Here is a 19,208-nt window from a genome sequence, read left to right as displayed (position 1 = left end):
TGCCTTTGCGGCGTGTCCCCAAGTCTAGGCGCGGCGCTTGCTGACGGGGACACGCCGCAAGGGCATGTCCCCGGCCGTTGGATCAGCGCAGCGACGGGCTCTTGCCCAGCGAGGCCAGCGCCATCTTCGGCGCCGACGGATCGACCGCGTCGCCGCCGGCGGCCAGCATCTGGTCGATGTGGTTGCGCTGGGACTTGAAGCGGCTCAGCTCGCCGCCGGCCAGGATCGTGCCCTGGGGCACCTTGGCGCCGATCGGGTTGATCCGCTGGCCCTTCAGCCAGACCTCGTAATGCAGGTGCGGACCGGTCGCCAGGCCCGTCGAGCCGACATAGGCCACCACCTGGCCCTGGCGCACGTGGACGCCCGGACGGATGCCCTTGGCGTAGCGCGAGATGTGGCCGTAGCCGGTGTCCCACTGGCCCGAATGGCGGATGCGCAGCCAGTTGCCGTAGCCGCTCCAGCGGCGGGCCTCCAGCACCACGCCGTCGCCGGCCGCCAGGATCGGGGTGCCGGTGCCGGCCCCGAAGTCCACGCCCTTGTGGCCGCGGGTGTAGCCCAGCACCGGGTGCTTGCGCATGCCGAAGGTGGAGGTGATGCGGGCGCCGTCGACCGGGGTGCGCAGCAGGAAGCCTTTGATGTTCTTGCCCAGCTCGTCGAAGAACTGCGGCTTGCCGTCCTCGCCGGAACGCTCGAAGGCGTAGAACTTCTGGCCCTTGACCTCGGCATATTCCAGGTCGCCGGCCTCGACCGTGCGGCCGCTCTCGGTGACCTTGCGGCCGAACACCAGGCAGAACTTGTCGCCTTCCTTGATGTCGCGCGAGAAGTCGATCTTGTGCGAGAACAGCTTGGCCGCCTGGCTGATCACCGCCGGGGTGCCGCCCACGTCGGCCACGCTCTCGTAGAACGAACCCTTCATCTGGCCGCAGGCCACCTTGGTCTCGTCGGTGACCTTTTCCTCCAGCTCGCGCAGCTTCAGCGCGCCGTCGAAGGTGCGCGACACGGTCAGGGTCGAGGACGGGCTGGTGCGCATCGACAGGCCGATCAGGCGGGCGGAGCCCACCCTCCCTTGACCATTGGGCCCGTTGCGGCGCTCGGCGACGGCGGCCTCGAAGGCCATGCCGGCCTTGATGTTGACGGTGTCCATGGCGCCCTTCAGGACGTCCACCACCTGGTGGGCGTCATTGGGGGCGACGCCGGCGCGCAGGACCGCGCCTTCCAGGGTCTCGCCGGGGCGCACCTTGACGGGGATCGATTCCGGACGCTCGAAACCGGGCTGGGCCTCGGCGCCGGCGAAGGCGGCGTGCTGAAGGGCGGCCAGGGCCTTGGCGTCGAGCGGCGCGCGAGCCACCTGCACCGGGGCGTCCGGCGCGATCAGCTTCCAGCCCAAGGCCAGCGCGGCCAGGCCGGCGACGGCGGTGAGCACCTTCGGGGCCAGACGCGGGGTCGGCCGTCTCGGATCGAATTCCTGCATCAAGTCCCCGACTGACAGCCCCCCGACTGGTAGCTTCGACTGGTGGCGACGCCGCGTACTGAAATGACACGGCCAGGATGCCCCCAGCAATCTCGCGCTGGAAAATGGCGGACGACCCAGCCTTCGGGCAAGGACTATTCGGTGCTTCGGTCGATTTGTCACGGATAGTGGTTAAAGTATTGTTTCCGCAAAAGAAAAACGCCCGCCTCCGGGGAGGCGGGCGCTTGGCTTTTCGGGTTTCCAGCCGTGTCTGGCTAGGCGGCGGCGACCTGCTCGTTCGGGTCGCGCAGCACGTAGCCACGGCCCCAGACGGTCTCGATGTGGTGCTTGCCTTGAGCCGAAGCCGCCAGCTTCTTGCGCAGCTTGCAGATGAAGACGTCGATGATCTTCAGCTCGGGCTCGTCCATGCCGCCGTACAGGTGGTTGAGGAACATCTCCTTGGTCAGGGTCGTGCCCTTGCGCAGGGAGAGCAGCTCCAGCATCTGGTATTCCTTGCCGGTCAGGTGAACGCGGTTGCCGTTCACTTCGACCGTCTTGGCGTCCAGGTTCACGATGATGTCGCCGGTCTTGATGACCGACTGGGCGTGACCCTTCGAACGACGGACCACCGCGTGGATGCGGGCGATCATCTCGTCCTTGTGGAACGGCTTGGTCATGTAGTCGTCGGCGCCGCCCGAGAAGGTCTTGACCTTCGTGTCGATCTCGGCGCTGCCCGACAGGATCATGATCGGCGTATTGACCTTGCCCACCCGCAGGGTGCGCAGCACGTCCAGGCCGCTCATGTCCGGCAGATTCAGGTCCAACAGGATCAGGTCGTAGTCATAGATCTTGCCCAGATCCACGCCCTCTTCGCCAAGATCCGTCGTGTAGACGTTGAAGCCTTCAGACTTCAGCATCAGCTCGATGGTCTGCGCGGTGGCGCTGTCATCCTCGATCAACAGTACGCGCATGCAGCCCTCCCCGCCCTTGGGCGGCAATATTCGACAGCTTGGCGGAATACCGCCGGTGAAACCCGTCCTGCACTCTGCCGGACAGTTAATTTAAGACAGGTTAATGGTGAATGATCCCGCTGGAGAAATGGTTAATCTGATTTGCGAATCGGGTGCAAGCGGTCAGCGACTCATTTGGCGCAAAGGTCGCAGGGGCCTGTGGACAGTTCGTCAAGACGATTCCTTTGGACCCCAAACACCCGAAATCGGGAGTCTGTAAAGGGCCCGATTGGCGATCCCTGGCCCTTTCGCAGCGTTCGCTGTTCATCTGTGAGGCGAGATTGCGGCGTTCTGTCGCGAGAAATTTACAGCCTTGGCCATGGGCCTGGAGCCCCCCTCCAGCCCCGTCCCCTCAGGCGGCCGCGACGTCTGGTCGCGGCGAATTCATGTCAAGTTTCGACGCTGGAGTCCGGCGCCAGCCAACCGGCCTCCCGGAGCTTGGCCACCGAAGCGCGGGAAACCGGCGCCGTGAGGCCGCCGCGCAGGGTCAGGCGCAGGTTCCGGCCGTCGGCGACCACCCCGGTGACGGCCGTCCGCGCCACCCACCATGACCGGTGCACGCGCATCCCCTCCTGGCTCATGCCGGCGATCACCCGCTCGAACGGTCCGGGGACCAGGCGCGAGCCGTTGAGGGTGTGGACCCGCACATAGTGATCCTCCATCCGCAGGCACAGGACCTCGCCTGAGGCCGGCGCGACCTGCGGCCGCGGCGCGGGCGAGACCGGATGGACGCCCGTCCGGGCCTTCAACGCGCGACGGACGACGACGAAGCTCAGAACCGGTCCCGACAGGAAGACGCACTGTCCGTACCACTCCAGCGGCGCGATGCGGCCGCGCAGGAACGGCCACAGGGTGGTGGCCAGCCAGCTGATGAACAGCGCCAGCGGCACGCAGCCGACCAGCAGCGCGGCGATGACCACCGGCCAGACCGGGATCCTCAGGCGGCCCGCCCCGGCCACCGCCAGACGCTGCAGCACCCCGAAGATCAGGGTCCCCACGCAGAAGCAGACGACGAAGTGGAAGATGCGCGGCCACGGCGCGCCGTTCAGATAACTGCCATAGGGCCCGATCACCCCGACGAACAGGCCGATGGCCACGGCGACGGCCAAGTCGATCGCCCAGTCGCGGGCGGTTCCCATCAAGGGTTCAGGTCTTGCGGCCGCGGGGTCGATCATGCCGTTGCTATAACGTCGGTTCGCCGGTTCGCGAACCCGTTCGCCCATTCGCGAAGACACGGTGGCGAGCCCGCATCGATCGCCGCAAGAGCTTTGCCATGTTCCATTCACCGAGGATGTCCATGTCGATCCGTTCGCTCCTTCTGGCTTCGGCGATCACCCTGGCCCTGGCGGGCTTCGCCGCACCGTCCTTGGCGGCCACGGCCGGCTTCACCGTGGTCAGGGCTGCCGACCCGCAGGGCGCGCCGATCACCGTCGGCGTCTGGTATCCGACCGACGCCCCCGCCAAGCCCATGGACCTGGGCATCGGCGGCCACACCGTGGCGGCCGGCGCGCCCCTGGTCGGCGACCACCTGCCGCTGATCGTCATGTCGCACGGCAACGGCGGCTTCTTCGGCGGCCATGCCGACACCGCCCAGGCCCTCGCCGAAGCCGGCTTCGTGGTCGCCGCCCTGACCCACACCGGAGACAACTACGCCGACCAAAGCCGAGCGACCGACATGGCCAACCGGCCGCGCCAGTTGTCGGTGGTGATCGACTACATGCTGAAGGCCTCGCCGATGCAGGCGGCGATCGATCCGGACAGGGTGGGAGCGTTCGGCTTCTCTTCGGGCGGCTTCACCGTGCTGGCCGCGGCCGGCGGCGAGCCCGACCTGACAACCCTCGCCTCGCACTGCAAGGCCCATCCCGACTTCTTCGACTGCAAGCTGACCGCCTCGCATCCACCGCCCGCCGACGCGGCCAAGTCGGTCTGGACCCACGACGCGCGGATCAAGGCCGTGGTCTCGGCCGCCCCGGCCATGGGCTACAGCTTCACCAAGGCCGGGCTGTCGAAGGTGACTGTCCCGCTGCAGCTGTGGCGGGCGCAGAACGACCAGATCCTGCCCGACCCGTTCTACGCCTCGACCGTGCGCGCCAACCTGCCCAGGCCGCCGGAGTGGCATGTCGTGCCGGGGGCCGGTCACTTCGACTTCCTGACGCCCTGCAACGACCAGGGCCGCACCACCGCCGCCGCGATCTGCACCAGCGCCCCGGGATTCGATCGGGCCGCGTTTCACAAGGATTTCGACGCCGAGGTGGTGGGGTTCTTCAAGGCCAATCTGGCGGCTAAACCATAGCTTCCAAAACCCGTCTTCCCGGCGAAGGCCGGAAGACGGAATGGTGAGGGGGGGGTCATAAGGACGCAGCCCCCTGGCTTAACCGCAAACCTCAAGAGCGAATTAACCATGTCGGTCTACTTCACTCCCCATTAACGCACGGGGCCCAAAGCTTGGCCCTGAGCCGTCGGGAGTTGTGCTTGCGTAGCCTGATCGCCGCCGTCGAACGTATCGATCCGCTGACCGTCTTCGGTCGCGTCGCCGCCGTGAACGGCCTCCTGATCGAGGCGCGCGGGGGCCTGACCCGCCTTGCGGTCGGCGCGCGGGTCGAGATCGAGCGCCTGAACCTGCCGACCCTGCCGGCCGAAGTCGTCGGCTTCCGTGAAACCCGGGCCCTGCTGATGCCGTTCGGCCCCGTCGAGGGCGTGGCTCCCGGCGCCGAGATCAAGATCATGCCCGAAGGCGCCGTGGTCCGTCCGACCAAGGCGTGGCTGGGCCGCATCATCAACGCCTTCGGCGAGCCCATCGACGGTCTTGGCCCCCTTCCGCAGGGCGAGGTTCCCTACCCCCTGAAGACCCCGCCCCCGCCCGCCCACGCCCGTGGCCGGGTCGGTGAGCGCATCGACCTGGGCGTGCGGTCGATGAACGTCTTCACCACCACCTGCCGCGGCCAGCGTCTGGGCATCTTCGCCGGCTCGGGCGTGGGCAAGTCGGTGCTGCTGTCGATGCTGGCCAAGGAGGCCACCTGCGACGCCGTCGTGGTGGGCCTGATCGGCGAACGGGGCCGCGAGGTCCGCGAGTTCATCGAGGAGACCCTGGGCGAGGACGGCCTCAAGCGCGCCATCGTCGTGGTCGCCACCTCGGACGAGCCAGCCCTCACCCGCCGCCAGGCCGCCTACATGACCCTGGCGGTCAGCGAGTTCCTGCGCGACCAGGACCTGGAAGTCCTCTGCCTGATGGACTCGGTGACCCGCTTCGCCATGGCCCAGCGCGAGATCGGCCTGGCCGCCGGCGAGCCGCCGACCACCAAGGGCTACACCCCCACCGTCTTCACCGAGCTGCCCAAGCTGCTCGAGCGCGCCGGTCCCGGCCCGATTCGCCCCGACGGCACCACGGCCGCCCCGATCACCGCCCTGTTCACGGTGCTGGTCGACGGCGACGACCACAATGAACCGATCGCCGACGCCGCTCGCGGCATCCTGGACGGCCACATCGTCATGGAGCGATCGATCGCCGAGCGCGGACGCTTCCCCGCGATCAACGTCCTGAAGTCCATCAGCCGGACCATGCCCGGCTGCCAGACACTGGAGGAGCGCGAGGTCGTGAAGATAGCCCGCCAGACCCTGGCCGCCTATTCGAACATGGAAGAGCTGATCCGCATCGGCGCCTATCGCGCCGGGGCCGATCCGCTGATCGACCGCGCCATCCGCCTCAACCCCGCCGTCGAGGCCTTCCTGAGCCAGAGCCCCGACGAGGCCACCAGCCTCGACGACAGCTTCGGCCACCTCGCCCACATCCTGCAGAGTGACGCCGCATGACCAAGTGGGCCGCCTCCCTGATCCGCATCTCGAACCACGAGGTCGAGACCCTGCAGAAGCGCCTGGCCGAAATCGTCGAGCGCCGCCAGACCGCCGAGATGAAGGTCGCCACCCTGGACGCGCAGTCCGAGCTGGAGGCCATGCAGGCCCAGGGCGACGTCGAGGCCGGCTGGTACATGATCGGCTTCCGCCAAGGCTCGAAGATTCGCCGCGACCAGGCCTTGCTCGAGATCGACCAGATCCTGATCGAAGAGGCCGGAGCCCGCGACGCCCTGGCCCACGCGTTCGAGAACCTCAAGAAGTACGAACACGTGGCCGAGGCCGCCAAGGTCGCCAAGATCAAGCTGGCGGGCAAGCTGGAGACCGCCGCCCTCGACGAGCTGGGCCTGCGCCGGGCCGCGGTCGGCGCGCGCTAGCTTCTATTCCCGAATATTCCGAACCGCCCTATTCGCTCGCGGACTTCTTGGCCGGCGGGCGGGTGACGGCGGCCACGGCATGGTCCGCGTCGCTGGCCTGGCGCAAGGCGCGCAGGTCTTCGCTGATGCGGAAGATGGCGACATAGAACTCGCAGAAGGCGCGCCACAGCAGCACCATGGCGGCGGCGACCAGCAGGCCCGCGACCAGCACGGGGAAGGCCAGCAGCAACGATTGCAGGCCCGGCTCCTTCAACGCCAGGCCGACGGCCGCGCCGACCACCGAGAAGGCGAACAGAGCCACCACGCCCAGGCCGGCCCAGTAGATCAGGTGAAGCACCGGGCCCGTGACGAGACGGTCGAACGTCAGCAGGTCCCAGAACAGACCGCTCGCGCCGCTCGCCTTGGAATTTCTGGCCGGAGCCATCCAACACCCCTCATGTCAGCGGGAGCTCCGCCGGGTACTGGCCCATCGCTAGCAGCGCGAAGCCCGCTCGGCAATGCCGAGCGGGCTTGCGGACCGCCAGAGAACTATCCAGCGGACAACCGTTGGTTACGTCGTCGGCTACTGGGGCTTTGCGCCGGCCAGGGTGGCGTCGATCTGCGCCTTGGTGGCCGTGGTCTGCAGACCGCCCGTGGCGGCGGTGCTGAAGCTGGCCTTGGGCAGGGCGAACTTCTTCTCGCCGCTGGTCACGACCACATTGGTCGAGCCGTCGGCGCCGGTGGTGATCCCGCCGATGGTGCCGACCACGGCGCCCGAGGGATCCTTGACCTCGGAGCCGACCTTCAGGTCCACGGCCACGTTGGCCGAAGACGGCATGCCCGCCGCGTCGGCGTCAGCCGCCGTGGAGGTGGTGCTGGTCGTGCTGCTGGTGGTCGACTGGGTCGGCGCGCCCGGCAAGGCGCTGGTGGGCATGGCCGGTGTGGTCGCTTGAGCCGGCGTGGTCGTCGACGTGGTCGTCGACGTGGTGGAGGCCGGCGTTTGAGCCGGCTTGGCGGCGGCCGGGGCCGTCGATTGGGCGAAAGCCGCGCCCGCCAGCGAAAGAGTCGCGGCGGCGGCGAACATAGCGATCTTGGTTTTCATCAATGCGCTCCGTCGTGAAGGCCCCCGCCTTGCAAAAACGAACGCGACCTATGGGTAACGGTTCCGAAATAGTCGGTAACGTCCCGTGACCATTTCGAGGCGCTTCCAGGCCTTTTCTGGGCGAAAGGCCTAGACCATCCCCACGGTGCGCAGGCGGGCGCGGGGGTGGATCTCGTTCTGACTCATCACCACGGTCTGGCCGCGGAAGCGCTCGATGATCGAACGGACATAGGGCCGCACGCCGGGGCTGGTCAGCAGTACGGCGCTGTCGCCGGACATGGCGGCCTGGTCGAAGGCGTCGCGCACGCCGCGGATGAAGTCCTGCAGACGCGAGGGGGCCAGGGCCAGCTGCTTGTCCTCGCCCGGACCCACCAGGGCCTCGGCGAAGGCCTGCTCCCACTCGGCCGAAAGGGTGATGATCGGCAAGGCGCCGTCCTCGCCGCGATTGGCCCAGCACAGCTGCCGGCCCAGACGGGCGCGGACCTGCTCGGTCAGTTGCACCACCGAAGCGGTGTGCGGGGCGGCCTCGCCCATGCCTTCCAGGATCTGCGGCAGATCGCGGATCGAGACGCGCTCCTTGAGCAGGGCCTGGAGCACGCGCTGGATGGTGGCCGCGCTGACCACGGCGGGAATCAGGTCGTCCACCAGCTTCTTCTGGCCCTCTGGCAGGTCCTTCAGCAGCTTCTGCACCTCGGCGTAGGAGAGCAGGTCGGCCATGTTCTCCTTGAGGATCTCGGTCAGGTGCGTGGTCAGCACTGTGGCCGGGTCGACGATGGTGTAGCCGCGGAAGGTGGCTTCCTCGCGCATGGCTTCCTCGACCCAGGTGGCCGGCAGGCCGAAAGCGGGCTCGCGCACGTGTTCGCCGGGCAGCTCGACCTGGCCGCCGCGCGGGTCCATGGCCATCAGGCAGCCCAGACGGACCTCGCCGGTCCCGGCTTCCATCTCCTTGATGCGGATCGCGTAGCCCTGGTTGGCCAGGCGCATGTTGTCCAGGATGCGGACCGGCGGCATGACGAAGCCGAACTCGGTGGCCAGGGTCTTGCGCAGGGCGCGGATCTGGTCGGTCAGCTTGCGGCCGTCCAGATCGTTGATCAGGGTCAGCAGGCCGTAGCCCAGCTCGATCTTGACGTCGTCGATGGCCAGGGAGGCGCTGATCGGCTCCTCCTCGGGCTCGGCCGACGCCGCGGCCGCCTCCAGGTCGGCCAGGCTCAGCGGCTCCGGCTCCTTGGCCTTGGTGGCGCGGCGATAGGCCAGATATCCCGAGCCCATGGCCAGCGCGGCGAACGGAATGATCGGCATGCCGGGGATCAGGGCGATGACGCCGGCCGAGGCCGAGACCATGCCCAGGGCGACCGGGTTCATGGCCAGCTGGGTGGTCAGGGCCTTGTTGGCGCTGCCCTCGACGCCGGCCTTGGACACGACCATACCGGCGGCGATCGAGATGATCAGGGCCGGGATCTGGCTGACCAGGCCGTCGCCGATGGTCATCAGGGTGTAGGAGGCCGAAGCCTCGCCGATCGGCATCTTGTGCTGGACGACGCCGATCAGGATGCCGCCGATGATGTTGATCGCGGTGATGATCAGGCCGGCGACGGCGTCGCCCTTCACGAACTTGCTGGCGCCGTCCATGGCCCCGAAGAAGGTCGACTCCTGCTCCAGGTCCTTGCGGCGCTGCTTGGCGGTCTCCTGGTCGATCAGGCCGGTCGACAGGTCGGCGTCGATGGCCATCTGCTTGCCGGGCATGGCGTCCAGGGTGAAGCGGGCCGCGACCTCGGCGATCCGGCCCGAACCCTTGGTGACGACCATGAAGTTCACCACCACCAGGATGATGAAGACGATCACCCCGATGACGTAGTTGCCCTGCATCATCAGCTGACCGAAGGCGGCGATGACGGCGCCGGCGCCGTGGCTGCCTTCCTGGCCGTGGCCCAGGATCAGGCGCGTCGAGGCCACGTTCAGGCCCAGGCGATAGAGGGTGGCGACCAGCAGGACGGTCGGGAACGAGGTGAATTCCAGCGGCTTCTTGATCAGGATCGCCGTCATCAGGATCAGCACGGCGCCGGTCAGCGAAATGGCCAGCAGCAGATCCAGCATGATCGCCGGAACCGGGATGATCAGCAGGACGATGATGCCCACGACGCCCAGGGCCAGGCCCATTTCGCCGCGCAGGATCCCTTCCCACAGCGACTTGGCGCTGGGGATGGAGCTTGCGGCCTTGGGGACGGCGGCGTCAGCCATTCAATGCCTTCGATCCGTTAGCTTTACTGTATCGCGCATGAAGCGATTTGCGCGAACTCGCCAGGGTCTTAACCGAAATTAGCCATGTCCGGCGCCGGACCGATGGTCGCGGGCGCCGAGGGGCGGGACAGCACGATCAGGCGGCGGCCACCCCGCCCTGGGGCGGCGGCACCGACACGCCGGCGTCGGAATACTCCTTCAGTTTGTTGCGCAGGGTGCGGATCGAGATGCCCAGGATGTTGGCCGCGTGGGTCCGGTTGCCCAGGCAGTGGCCCAGGGTGTCGATGATCAGCTGCTGCTCGACCTCGGCCACCGTCGAGCCGACGAAGGTGCGCGAGACGGCGTCGGCCGCCATCTGGGCGCCGCGGGCCACCGCGACGTCCGGGGCCGGAGCCAGGGGCTGGCCGTCCGGCAGGCGGATGGCGAATTCCTCGATCTCCGCCCCCGGCGACAGCAGCACCGCGCGGTGCATGGCGTTTTCCAGCTCGCGGACGTTGCCCGGCCAGCGGTGGGCGATCAGGCGGCGCTTGGCCTCGGCCGAGATCGGCTTTTCGGCCACGCCGTTGGCGGCCGAGTACTTCTTCACGAAGTGCTCGCACAGGGTGATCACGTCGCCGGGACGTTCGCGCAGCGGCGGCAGGCGCAGGTTCACGACGTTCAGACGGTAGAGCAGGTCTTCGCGGAACGTGCCGTCCTTCACGGCCTGGGCAAGGTCGCGGTTTGAAGTGGCCAGGATGCGGATGTCGACCTTGACCGGCTTGGAGCCGCCCACGCGGTCGATCTCGCGCTCCTGGATGGCGCGCAGCAGCTTGGCCTGCAGGCGGGCGTCCATCTCGCTGATTTCGTCCAGCAGCAGGGTGCCGCCGTTGGCTTCCTCGAACTTGCCGACCCGGCGAGCGACGGCGCCGGTGAAGGCGCCCTTCTCGTGGCCGAACAGTTCGCTTTCCAGCAGGTTCTCGGGGATGGCGGCGCAGTTGACGCTGATGAACGGCGCCTTGGCCCGACGCGACTTGGCGTGGACGTAGCGGGCCATGACCTCTTTACCCGACCCGCTCTCGCCGGTGATCAGGATCGAGGCTTCCGAAGCGGCGACCTGGTCGGCCAGGCGGATGACGTCGCCCATGGCCGGATCGCGGACGATCATCGGACGGTTGTCGTCGGTCACGGCGGCCAGGACGGCGGCGATCAGCTCGGCGTCCGGCGGCAGCGGGATGAATTCCTTGGCTCCGGCCTTGATCGCCGCGGCGGCCCGCATGGGGTCGGCGTCGACGCCGCAGGCCACCACCGGCACCCGGATCCGCTCGGACTCGTTGGTGGCGATCAGGCCCGCGATGTCGAGCGTGTACTCGACCATCAACAGGTCAGCCCCCTGGCCGGCGCGCAGCGCGTGGGTCGCCGCTTCGCAGGTCTCGACATGGGAGACCTTGGCTCCGGTGTTCATCGCCATTTTCACGGCGACCGAGAGCTGTCCGTTCAGTTTTCCGACGACCAGGAGGCGCATCGTTTTCTCTCCGTTGGGGCTGTTTTACCCCGGCAGTTCAAATGGTTAAGCTCACTCGACGCTCAGGAGCGCCTTTGGGCGGCGTTAGCCGGTGGCGTCGCCGTCCTTGATGATTTCCGTCATGGTCACGCCCAGCCGCTCGTCGACGACGACGACCTCGCCGCGCGCCACCAGGCGGTTGTTCACATAGATGTCGATCGCCTCGCCGACCTTGCGGTCGAGCTCGAGGATGCTGCCGGCTTGCAGCTGCAGCAGCTGGGCCACCGACATGTGGGCCCGGCCCAGCACGGCGGAGATGTTGACCGGCACGTCGAAGACCGGCGCCAGGTCCGAGGCGATCTTGTCGCTGAGCTCGACCTGCATTTCGGAGGCCAGCATGCTGCCGCCGAATTCGTCGAGGGTGAGGTTGTCATCGGACATGGCGGTCAGCCTTCGCTAGGAAGAAGTGGTTCGGCGTGAAGCCCCTCGGCCGCGATCGCGGCTTCCAGGGCTTGGGTGACGCGGGCGGCCGCGTCGTCGGGATTGAAGGCCGCGCGGCCGTCGCCCCAGTCGAGGAGAAAGGCGGCGGCCGGCAGTTGGGCGTCGGCGCGGGCCAGGATCTGGCCCGGGAAGCCGATGGCCTGGGCGGTCTGTTCCAGGGCGGCCTGGGTGCGCTCGACCAGATGCGAGGCGACCCGCACGGTCAGTTTCGGACTGGCCTCGACCTCGCGGGCCAGGGCGACCAGGGCCGCCTGGGCCGGGGCCTCCGGGAACTGGTCCAGGGCGGCGTCGGCGATCGCCCGGCCGCAGGCCAGGGCCAGCATCGCCGAACCCTCGCGGTGCTCGTGGGCCACGGCGGCCAGCGTCGAGAAGGCGCCGTGGATAGCCTGGCCGATGGTGTTCAAGGCCATGGCGGCCTCGCGCTCGGCCTGGGCGACGACAGATTGCTCGCCGGCGGCGTAGGCCTCGGCCTTGGCGACCTCGACCTCTTCCAGCGTGAAGTTCTTCTTCACCCGCGCCGGGGCGGTCACGCCGCCGTTGTCTTCGAACACGGTGTCGAAGGTGAAGCGTTTGGGGGTCATGTCGGTCATTGCGCCATCCCCCCTAGTAGATCAGTTCGTCTTCGGCGCCGGCGCCGGCCAGCATGATCTCGCCCTTGGCGGCGAGGTCCTTGGCGACCTGAACCATGGCGACCTGAGCCTGGTCGACGTCCTTCAGACGGACCGGGCCCATGCTTTCCATGTCTTCGCGCATGATCTTGCTGGCGCGTTCCGACATGTTGGAGAAGAACATCTCGCGCAGCTTGTCCGAGGCGCCCTTCAGGGCCAGGGCCAGCTGTTCCTTGCCGGTGGCGCGCAGCAGGGTCTGGACGCCGCCCGGATCCAGCTTGGCCAGGTCCTCGAACACGAACATCAGGGCGCGGATGCGCTCGGCCGCCTCGCGGTTGCGCTCTTCCAGCGCGGCGATGAAGCGGGCTTCGGTCTGGCGGTCGAAGTTGTTGAAGATCTCGGCCATCATCTCGTGGCTGTCGCGCTTGGAGGTGCGCGCCAGGTTCGACATGAATTCAGTGCGCAGGGTCTGCTCGATCTTGTCGAGGATCTCGCGCTGGACCGGCTCCATCCGCAGCATGCGGGTGACGCATTCCAGGGCGAAGTCTTCCGGCAGCGAGGCCAGCACGCGCGCGGCGTGGTCGGACTTCACCTTGGACAGCACCACCGCGACGGTCTGCGGGTATTCGTTCTTCAGATAGTTGGCGAGCACCGCCTCGTTCACGTTGCCCAGCTTGTCCCACATGGTCCGACCCGCGGGACCGCGGATCTCTTCCATCAGCTGGTCGACCTTGTCCGCCGGCATGAACGACGCCAGCAGGCGCTGGGTCTGCTCGTACGAACCCATGATCGCGCCGGTCGAACTCATGCCCGAGACGAACTCGACCAGCAGCTCTTCCACGACCGAGGCCGAGACCGTGCCCAGGCCGGCCATGGCCTGGGAGACTTCCTTGATTTCTTCGTCGTCCAGGGCTTGCCAGATCGCCATGTGGTCCTCGCCCAGGGCGAGCAGCACGATGGCGGCCTTTTCCGGCCCGGAGAGACTCTTGACGTCGTTGACGGAGGTTTTCATCACCTACTCCGACTCGTGCAGCCAGGAGCGAAGGATGGCGACCGATTCCTCGGGATGCCGTTCGACGAACTCGGAGACCCGCTTGATCGACGAGGCCTTCACCTGGCCCTCGATCTTGGCGATGTCGATGCGCTGGTCCATGTCGCTGATAGGACCGGAGATGGCCATGGTCTCGCCCGCCTGGTCGACGACCACTTCCTGGGTCGTGCCGTCCGACAGGGTGATCATGCGCGTCACCGGCGTCCCCAGGGCCAGGCCCAGCGGGGTCGGCGGCGGGCTCATCAGGCTCTTCAGGAACGGACGGACCGCGAACAGCAGGATCAGCAGGGCGACGACGGCCAGCACGGCCAGTTCGGCGAAGCGCATCAAGTCGTTCTTGTCCATGCCGTCCAGCAGGCCGGCCTTGCCCAGCCCTTGTTCCTCGGGCTGCGGGAAACGGACATTGACCACCGAAACCTGGTCGCCGCGGGCCTGGTCGAAGCCGATCGCGGTCTTCACCAGTTGCTCCAGCTGCGCCATCTCCTGCGCGCTGCGCGGGGTGTAGGCGCCCGGCTTGCCGTCCTTGCCCGGAGGAGCGGTGACGCCGTCGATGGCCACGGACACGGCCTGCTTGCGCAAGGCGCCCGGCTCCTGGACGGTGGTCTTGGTGCTTTCCGAGATCTCGTAGTTGGTGACGCTCTCGTTGCTGTCCTGGCGCGAGCCCAGCGGCTGGAAGCCGTTCGGGGCCTGGCCGGGAATGTTCTGGGTCGAGGTGACGCCGCCGGTGTCGTCGTTCTTGGTCTCGCTGGCGTTGTTGGCGTTGGTGCTTTCCGAGCGGATGACCTGGCCGTCCGGATTGAAATTGCGCTCCTGGACGGTGACGCGGTTCAGGTCGAGGTCGGCGGTGACGTTGACGCGCGCCTTGCCCGGACCCAGCACCCCATCGATCATCGCCTGGACACGCTTGGCGATGCGGGCCTCGGCCTCGCCCTTGGCGTCCTGGGCCAGCTTGCCGGCCAGGCTCCCGTCGTTGCCCGCCGACAGGGTCTTGCCGTGCTGGTCGATGACGTTGACGGCGTCAGGCTTCATGCCGGCGACCGAACCGGCCACCAGGTTCTGGACGGCGCGGACCATGTCGGCCGACGGTTCGCGGCCGGCGCTGATGGTGACGGCGGCGGTCGGCTTGTCGGCGTCCTCCTCGAACAGCTGACGCTTGGGGATCACCAGGTGGACGCGGGCGGCGCGCACGCCGTCCCAGCCCTGGATGGTGCGCTCCAGCTCGCCCTGCAGGGCGCGCTGGCGGTTCAACTGCTGGACGAAGTCGGTCTGGCCCAGGGCGTTGCCGGTGTCGAAGATTTCGTAGCCGACCGAGCCGGAGGTCACCAGACCCTTGGTGAAGATCAGCTGGCGGGCGGCGTTGACCTTGTCGCGGGCGACATAGATCGTCGAGCCGTCGCTCTTGGTCTCATATTTGATGCCGGCGGTGTCGAGCGCTTGGGTGGCCGCGGCGGATTCCTTGGGGTCGACGTTCGACAGCAGCAGCTCGTTGGGCTGCTTGCTCATCATCATCATGACGGCGGCGATCACGGCGATCGCGCCGACAACAACGCCGATCAGCGCGGCCAGACGGCCGACGCCAAACTTTTGAATCGCGCTGAGGAACTTATCCAATCTACGCCCTACCCCTGAACAGCGTTCCCGACAGAACGCCAGCCGCCGCATGCCGAAGCACGCCGTCGCTAGGCAGGATTTACCCAGTGCAAGGTAAACGGGTCGTTTACAAAGGACCCCTTCAAGGGGGGACCAGGGGCGCCAAAAGGTCGCGGCCGCGCCCCAGGGGACGCGGCCGCCGATCTGTGCACCGTGGACCGCTGGAAGGTCTAAACCCTCGCGCTCCTTACGTTTTCAGCGCCGCGAACTAGCGGTATTGCTGAAGCCGGGTGGTCCGAAGACCCGCCAGGCCGTGACGCTCGATCGATTGTTGCCAAGCGAGGAATTCCTCGTTGGTCAATTTATACCGGTCGCACGCCTCGTCGAGCGAGAGGAGACCGCCACGAACGGCGGCCACCACCTCGGCCTTGCGCCGGATCACCCAACGCTGGGTTTCCGGAGGCGGCAAGTCGGAGAGAGTCAGCGGCGCACCGGTCGGACCGATCACGTACTTCTCACCCCGGCTGTTCGTGCGTTGCTGCTGCAACATGGCTTTACGCCTTTCCCACAACCATCACTGTTGGAGAGGAATATAGGCGCCGGGAAATAACAGGCGCTTAATTCCAATAGTAAAGAAAGGCTGAAACACGAGACCTTCCCCCAACACCTGTGATGTATCAATGTGACACAGGGTAATTAAGGTCAGTTAAGACCTATAATTACCGCTTAATGCTCAGAAGCTCTTCTAGCATCTGGTCAGCGGTGGTGATGATCTTCGACGAAGCCGAATAGGCTCTTTGTGTCGTGATCAACCCCGTGAACTCGGTCGACAGGTCGACCGTTGAAGCTTCCAGTGTGGACGGAGCAATCGAGCCGGAGCCGCCCTGCCCTGGAGTCTTCAAGCTATAGGTGCCGCTTTCATTGGTGACGCGATATGCATTTCCGTTCACCCCCTTCAATCCGTTGGGGTTAGAGAAGGTGGCGATCGCAACCTGTGCGATCCGGCGCGTGACGCCGTTGTCGAAGATCGCGGAAACATAGCCGTTATCGTCGACTTCAATATTGGTCAGGTTGCCGAAGGCCGTGCCGTTGGTGGTGACCGACTGGACGACCGACTGGCTGTTGTACTGGGTCAGACCGCCGGCGGCGCTGGCCAGGTCGATCTGGATGGTCTGGGCGTCGATGCCCAGGGTGTCGGCCCAGCGCGGGGTCGTGGTGATGGCCGCCGGATCGGACGCGCCGATGGTGATCGAGGTCGGGGTGACGCCGCCGAACAGGTTGCCGGGGCTCAGCAGCTTGCCGTCGGTGGTGAAGGTGAGGATCCCCGACTGGATCAGGCCGTTGGCCGGCACAGCCAGATCGCCCGGCTTGGCGCGCAGTTCGGCGTACCATTCGTTCGGCCCCGGGCCCTTCAGCATCGACAGGGTGACCGTGCGTTGGCCGCCCTTGGAGTCGGAGACCGGGATCTGGATCTCGAAGTCCGGCTTGACGCCGATCGCGCCCGTCGGGGGCTTTTGGGCCTGGTCCAAGGCGTAGGCCGACATCGAATTCTTGACCGGATCGTAGAGATTGCCGGCCTTGACCTCGACGTCGTCGGTGACGCCGCCGGTGATGCCCAGCTGCGCGAGCGTCACCGAGGTCGTGCCGGCGGCGTCGATGTTCACGTTGGCCAGCGGGGTGCCGGTCACCGTGCCGCCGGGAGGCGCCAGGGTGGAGCTCATCAAGGCGCCGGTGGCGGGGTTGTAACCGACCGTGCCGCGGGCGACCACCGCGCCGTTTTCGCGGATTTCGACGTCATATCGGTTTTGGCCCGCGGCGGGGTTGGCGACGCCCGTCGAGCTGTAGACGACGTCGTAGTTGCGCGCCGTGGTGGCCGGAACGGTCACGACGCCGGTCTTCGAGGGCGAGCCCGCGACGCCGACCTTGTAGGTGATCTGCGAGGCGATGGGCTGTTCTGAACGCAGGTTGGCGTTGACCGCCGCGCGGGTGGTCTTTTCGGCCGTGCCGCCGACGGTGCCGACATTGATCGAGGACAGTTGGCCCAGGTCCGACGGATCGGGGACGATGTCGCCGGTCACCGGATCGGCCAGCCAGCCCTGCAGGTACAGACCGGCGTCGTTCTTCAGATAGCCCAGGTTGTCGAGCTGGAACGAGCCGGCGCGGGTGAACGAGCGGGTGTCGGTGGGGTTCAGGCCTTCCGGCTTCTCGGTGCCGACGAAGAAGCCCGAGCCGGCGATCGACAGGTCCAGGTTCGAGGTCGTCGACTGGGTCAGGCCCTGCTGGCTGATGAACTGGTGGGTCTGGGCCTTCACGCCGCCAGCGCTGTAGGTGGCGTTCTTGCTCTGCGAGGTGACCAGCGTCGAGAAGTTGGCCGAGCTGCGCTTGTAGCCGACGGTGTTGACGTTGGCGATGTTGTCCGAAATCGCGGCCAGGGCCGACGAGTTGGAGATCAGGCCGGAAACCCCGGCGAGCATGGCGCTGTTGATGCTCATGACTGTGGTCCTGCGATGAAGTTCAAAAAGGGAAGGGTTTGAGGGTTCAGCGCGGTTTGCGTTTGGGTCTTCGGATCCAGAGACCTGGGGAAGACCACGACGGCGTCATTCTGACGCCCGTTCATGGGGTGGTGACGACCGCTACGTGGTCGCCGCGGGGGCGTTGGTGACGCCGATCACGGAGTCGATCGGGACCTTGGTGTCGCCGATCCAGACCATGTTGACGCCCTTGTCGTTGGTGACCTTGGTGACGACGCCGTCGAGGCGCCCCTTGGCCGTGGTGGTGATGGTCGTGCCCTGGGAGTCCGTTGCGGTCACCTTGATGGTGTACTCGCCGCCTTCGGGCTGCTGGACGCCCGCGGTGCTCTTGCCGTCCCACTTGAAGGTGTGGTCGCCGCCCGACATGTCGTCGGGCAGGATCGAGGCGACGGTCTTGCCGAACTTGTCGAGGACCTCGATCTTGACCGCGGTGGCCGCGCGGGCCTGGGTGTAGCTCCAGTTGGCCTCTTTGTTCTTGAGCGTCGACTTGTCGACCTCGGCGGTCACCAGCTTGCCCATCAGGTTGACGCCCTCGCTGATGCCGCCGCCCGTGCTCATGCCGACCAGGGCCGCCAGCAGGTCGTTGGTGACCAGCTGCTGCTCGACGCCGGTCATCTGGGTGATCTGGCTGGTCATCTGGGTCGTGTCGGTGGGGGCCAGGGGATCCTGGTTCTTCAACTGGGTGGTCAGCAGCTTCAGGAACGTCTGCTCGTTGTTGGCGAGCGAGTTCCGGGAGTTGTTGATCTTGTCGAGGGTGGCGTTGCTGGTGGCGGCGACGGCCATGGCGGTCTCTCCTAGATACTGACGTCGACGCCGCTGCTCTCGGCGACGCGAAGGCCGGGCAGCAGGACGGACGGAGACAGGGTGGGGATTTCCTCGCCCAGCGCCGATCGGAAGGCGCGGCCTTGGAAACCCTGACGGCCGTTCTCGCCGTCTCGGAAATTGAAGAAGGCGTTCTGGTTCTGGCCGCCGTTCTGGTTCTGGCTGGAGCTGTCGAAGCTCAGGGCGCTGTCGGCGACGTTGAAACCGGCGGCCGCCAGGGCCTGGCGCAGTTCGCCCGACTTGCCGCGCAGCTCGGCGGCGGCGGCCGGATTGTCGAAATTCAGGGCGGCGGTCAGCTTGCCGTCCTTGGCGATCTCGATCCGCACATCCACCCGGCCCAGACCTTCCGGCTGCAGCACGATGTCGAAGCGACTGGTCTTGCCGACCACGGCCTTGCTGGCGATCTCGGTCGTCAGGTGGCTGACCGTTTCAGGTCCGGCCTTGGGCAACTGGGCGGCGTGGATCGGGGCCGGGGCGGCGGTCGTACCAGGCGCCACGAAGGTCGGGGCGCTCGTCGAGGCCTCGGTCGAAGCCACGATCGGCGCGGCGTCCTGCGGGGCCGAACCCTTGGCGGCGGCCTGATCCTGGGCGCCGCCCTCGGGCGAGCCTTCGCCCGTGGT

At 67.1% G+C, this 19,208-nt stretch carries 18 protein-coding genes; 3 read left to right on the top strand and 15 right to left on the bottom strand.

Features of this window, described 5'->3' with window-relative positions:
- Positions 1-82 precede the first annotated feature (82 nt).
- The 3 genes from WAL33_RS12925 to WAL33_RS12915 all read right to left on the bottom strand — a co-directional run bounded on the left by WAL33_RS12925 (position 83) and on the right by WAL33_RS12915 (position 3,635).
- Positions 83-1,471 carry a peptidoglycan DD-metalloendopeptidase family protein gene (locus tag WAL33_RS12925; protein WP_422181956.1) on the bottom strand — a complete coding sequence of 463 codons (1,389 nt, stop codon included), beginning with the start codon at positions 1,469-1,471 and terminating at the stop codon, positions 83-85.
- Between the two features lie 254 nt (positions 1,472-1,725).
- Positions 1,726-2,421, bottom strand: a complete 696-nt coding sequence (ctrA, locus tag WAL33_RS12920) for a response regulator transcription factor CtrA (protein ID WP_422181955.1) — start codon at positions 2,419-2,421, stop codon at positions 1,726-1,728.
- Positions 2,422-2,849: 428 nt separating this feature from the next.
- Positions 2,850-3,635, bottom strand: coding sequence for a LytTR family DNA-binding domain-containing protein (locus WAL33_RS12915; RefSeq protein WP_422181954.1), 786 nt, complete (start codon positions 3,633-3,635; stop codon positions 2,850-2,852).
- Positions 3,636-3,757: 122 nt separating this feature from the next.
- Between WAL33_RS12915 and WAL33_RS12910 the strand changes: the two genes are divergently transcribed.
- From WAL33_RS12910 to WAL33_RS12900, 3 genes are all read left to right on the top strand, one after another.
- Positions 3,758-4,753, top strand: a complete 996-nt coding sequence (locus tag WAL33_RS12910) for an alpha/beta hydrolase family protein (protein WP_422181953.1) — start codon at positions 3,758-3,760, stop codon at positions 4,751-4,753.
- A 179-nt stretch (positions 4,754-4,932) separates the two neighbouring features.
- Positions 4,933-6,270 (top strand): flagellar protein export ATPase FliI, encoded by a 1,338-nt coding sequence (fliI, locus tag WAL33_RS12905; protein ID WP_422181952.1) that lies wholly within the window; start codon positions 4,933-4,935, stop codon positions 6,268-6,270.
- Complete coding sequence (locus WAL33_RS12900) at positions 6,267-6,686, top strand: flagellar export protein FliJ (protein ID WP_422181951.1); 420 nt, start codon at positions 6,267-6,269, stop codon at positions 6,684-6,686. The genes fliI and WAL33_RS12900 overlap by 4 nt, the downstream gene beginning before the upstream one ends.
- Before the next feature lie 28 nt (positions 6,687-6,714).
- Here WAL33_RS12900 and WAL33_RS12895 read toward each other — a convergent pair whose 3' ends face one another.
- From WAL33_RS12895 to WAL33_RS12840, 12 genes are all read right to left on the bottom strand, one after another.
- On the bottom strand, positions 6,715-7,110 hold the full coding sequence (locus WAL33_RS12895; RefSeq protein ID WP_422181950.1) for a DUF4282 domain-containing protein: 396 nt from the start codon (positions 7,108-7,110) through the stop codon (positions 6,715-6,717).
- 138 nt (positions 7,111-7,248) lie between these two features.
- A complete protein-coding gene (locus WAL33_RS12890) occupies positions 7,249-7,767 on the bottom strand; it encodes a hypothetical protein (protein ID WP_422181949.1) in 519 nt (172 codons plus the stop codon).
- 129 nt (positions 7,768-7,896) lie between these two features.
- A complete protein-coding gene (gene flhA, locus WAL33_RS12885) occupies positions 7,897-10,005 on the bottom strand; it encodes a flagellar biosynthesis protein FlhA (protein WP_422181948.1) in 2,109 nt (702 codons plus the stop codon).
- A 136-nt stretch (positions 10,006-10,141) separates the two neighbouring features.
- Entirely contained in the window at positions 10,142-11,506 is a 1,365-nt protein-coding gene (locus WAL33_RS12880; protein WP_422181947.1) for a sigma-54 interaction domain-containing protein, read from the bottom strand.
- An 84-nt stretch (positions 11,507-11,590) separates the two neighbouring features.
- The gene (gene fliN / locus WAL33_RS12875; RefSeq protein WP_422181946.1) at positions 11,591-11,926 is read right to left on the bottom strand and encodes a flagellar motor switch protein FliN; all 336 of its coding nucleotides are present in this window, start codon (positions 11,924-11,926) and stop codon (positions 11,591-11,593) included.
- A 5-nt stretch (positions 11,927-11,931) separates the two neighbouring features.
- Positions 11,932-12,576 carry a flagellar assembly protein FliH gene (locus WAL33_RS12870; protein ID WP_422181945.1) on the bottom strand — a complete coding sequence of 215 codons (645 nt, stop codon included), beginning with the start codon at positions 12,574-12,576 and terminating at the stop codon, positions 11,932-11,934.
- 13 nt (positions 12,577-12,589) lie between these two features.
- Positions 12,590-13,606 (bottom strand): flagellar motor switch protein FliG, encoded by a 1,017-nt coding sequence (gene fliG, locus WAL33_RS12865; protein ID WP_422181944.1) that lies wholly within the window; start codon positions 13,604-13,606, stop codon positions 12,590-12,592.
- 3 nt (positions 13,607-13,609) lie between these two features.
- Positions 13,610-15,256: a flagellar basal-body MS-ring/collar protein FliF gene (gene fliF, locus WAL33_RS12860; RefSeq protein WP_422181943.1), complete on the bottom strand. Its 1,647-nt coding sequence runs from the start codon at positions 15,254-15,256 to the stop codon at positions 13,610-13,612.
- A 247-nt stretch (positions 15,257-15,503) separates the two neighbouring features.
- Positions 15,504-15,785 carry a DUF1153 domain-containing protein gene (locus WAL33_RS12855; RefSeq protein WP_056439427.1) on the bottom strand — a complete coding sequence of 94 codons (282 nt, stop codon included), beginning with the start codon at positions 15,783-15,785 and terminating at the stop codon, positions 15,504-15,506.
- 169 nt (positions 15,786-15,954) lie between these two features.
- Complete coding sequence (gene flgE, locus WAL33_RS12850) at positions 15,955-17,727, bottom strand: flagellar hook protein FlgE (RefSeq protein ID WP_422181942.1); 1,773 nt, start codon at positions 17,725-17,727, stop codon at positions 15,955-15,957.
- A gap of 141 nt (positions 17,728-17,868) precedes the next feature.
- A complete protein-coding gene (locus tag WAL33_RS12845) occupies positions 17,869-18,549 on the bottom strand; it encodes a flagellar hook assembly protein FlgD (RefSeq protein ID WP_422181941.1) in 681 nt (226 codons plus the stop codon).
- Between the two features lie 11 nt (positions 18,550-18,560).
- On the bottom strand, positions 18,561-19,208 hold a 648-nt coding region (locus WAL33_RS12840; RefSeq protein WP_422181940.1), incomplete at its 5' end, for a flagellar hook-length control protein FliK.

Source organism: Caulobacter sp. (genome assembly GCF_049283275.1).
Classification (GTDB): domain Bacteria; phylum Pseudomonadota; class Alphaproteobacteria; order Caulobacterales; family Caulobacteraceae; genus Caulobacter.
Note: the sequence above shows the minus strand (reverse complement) of the source record. Positions and strands in the feature narration are given on the sequence as shown.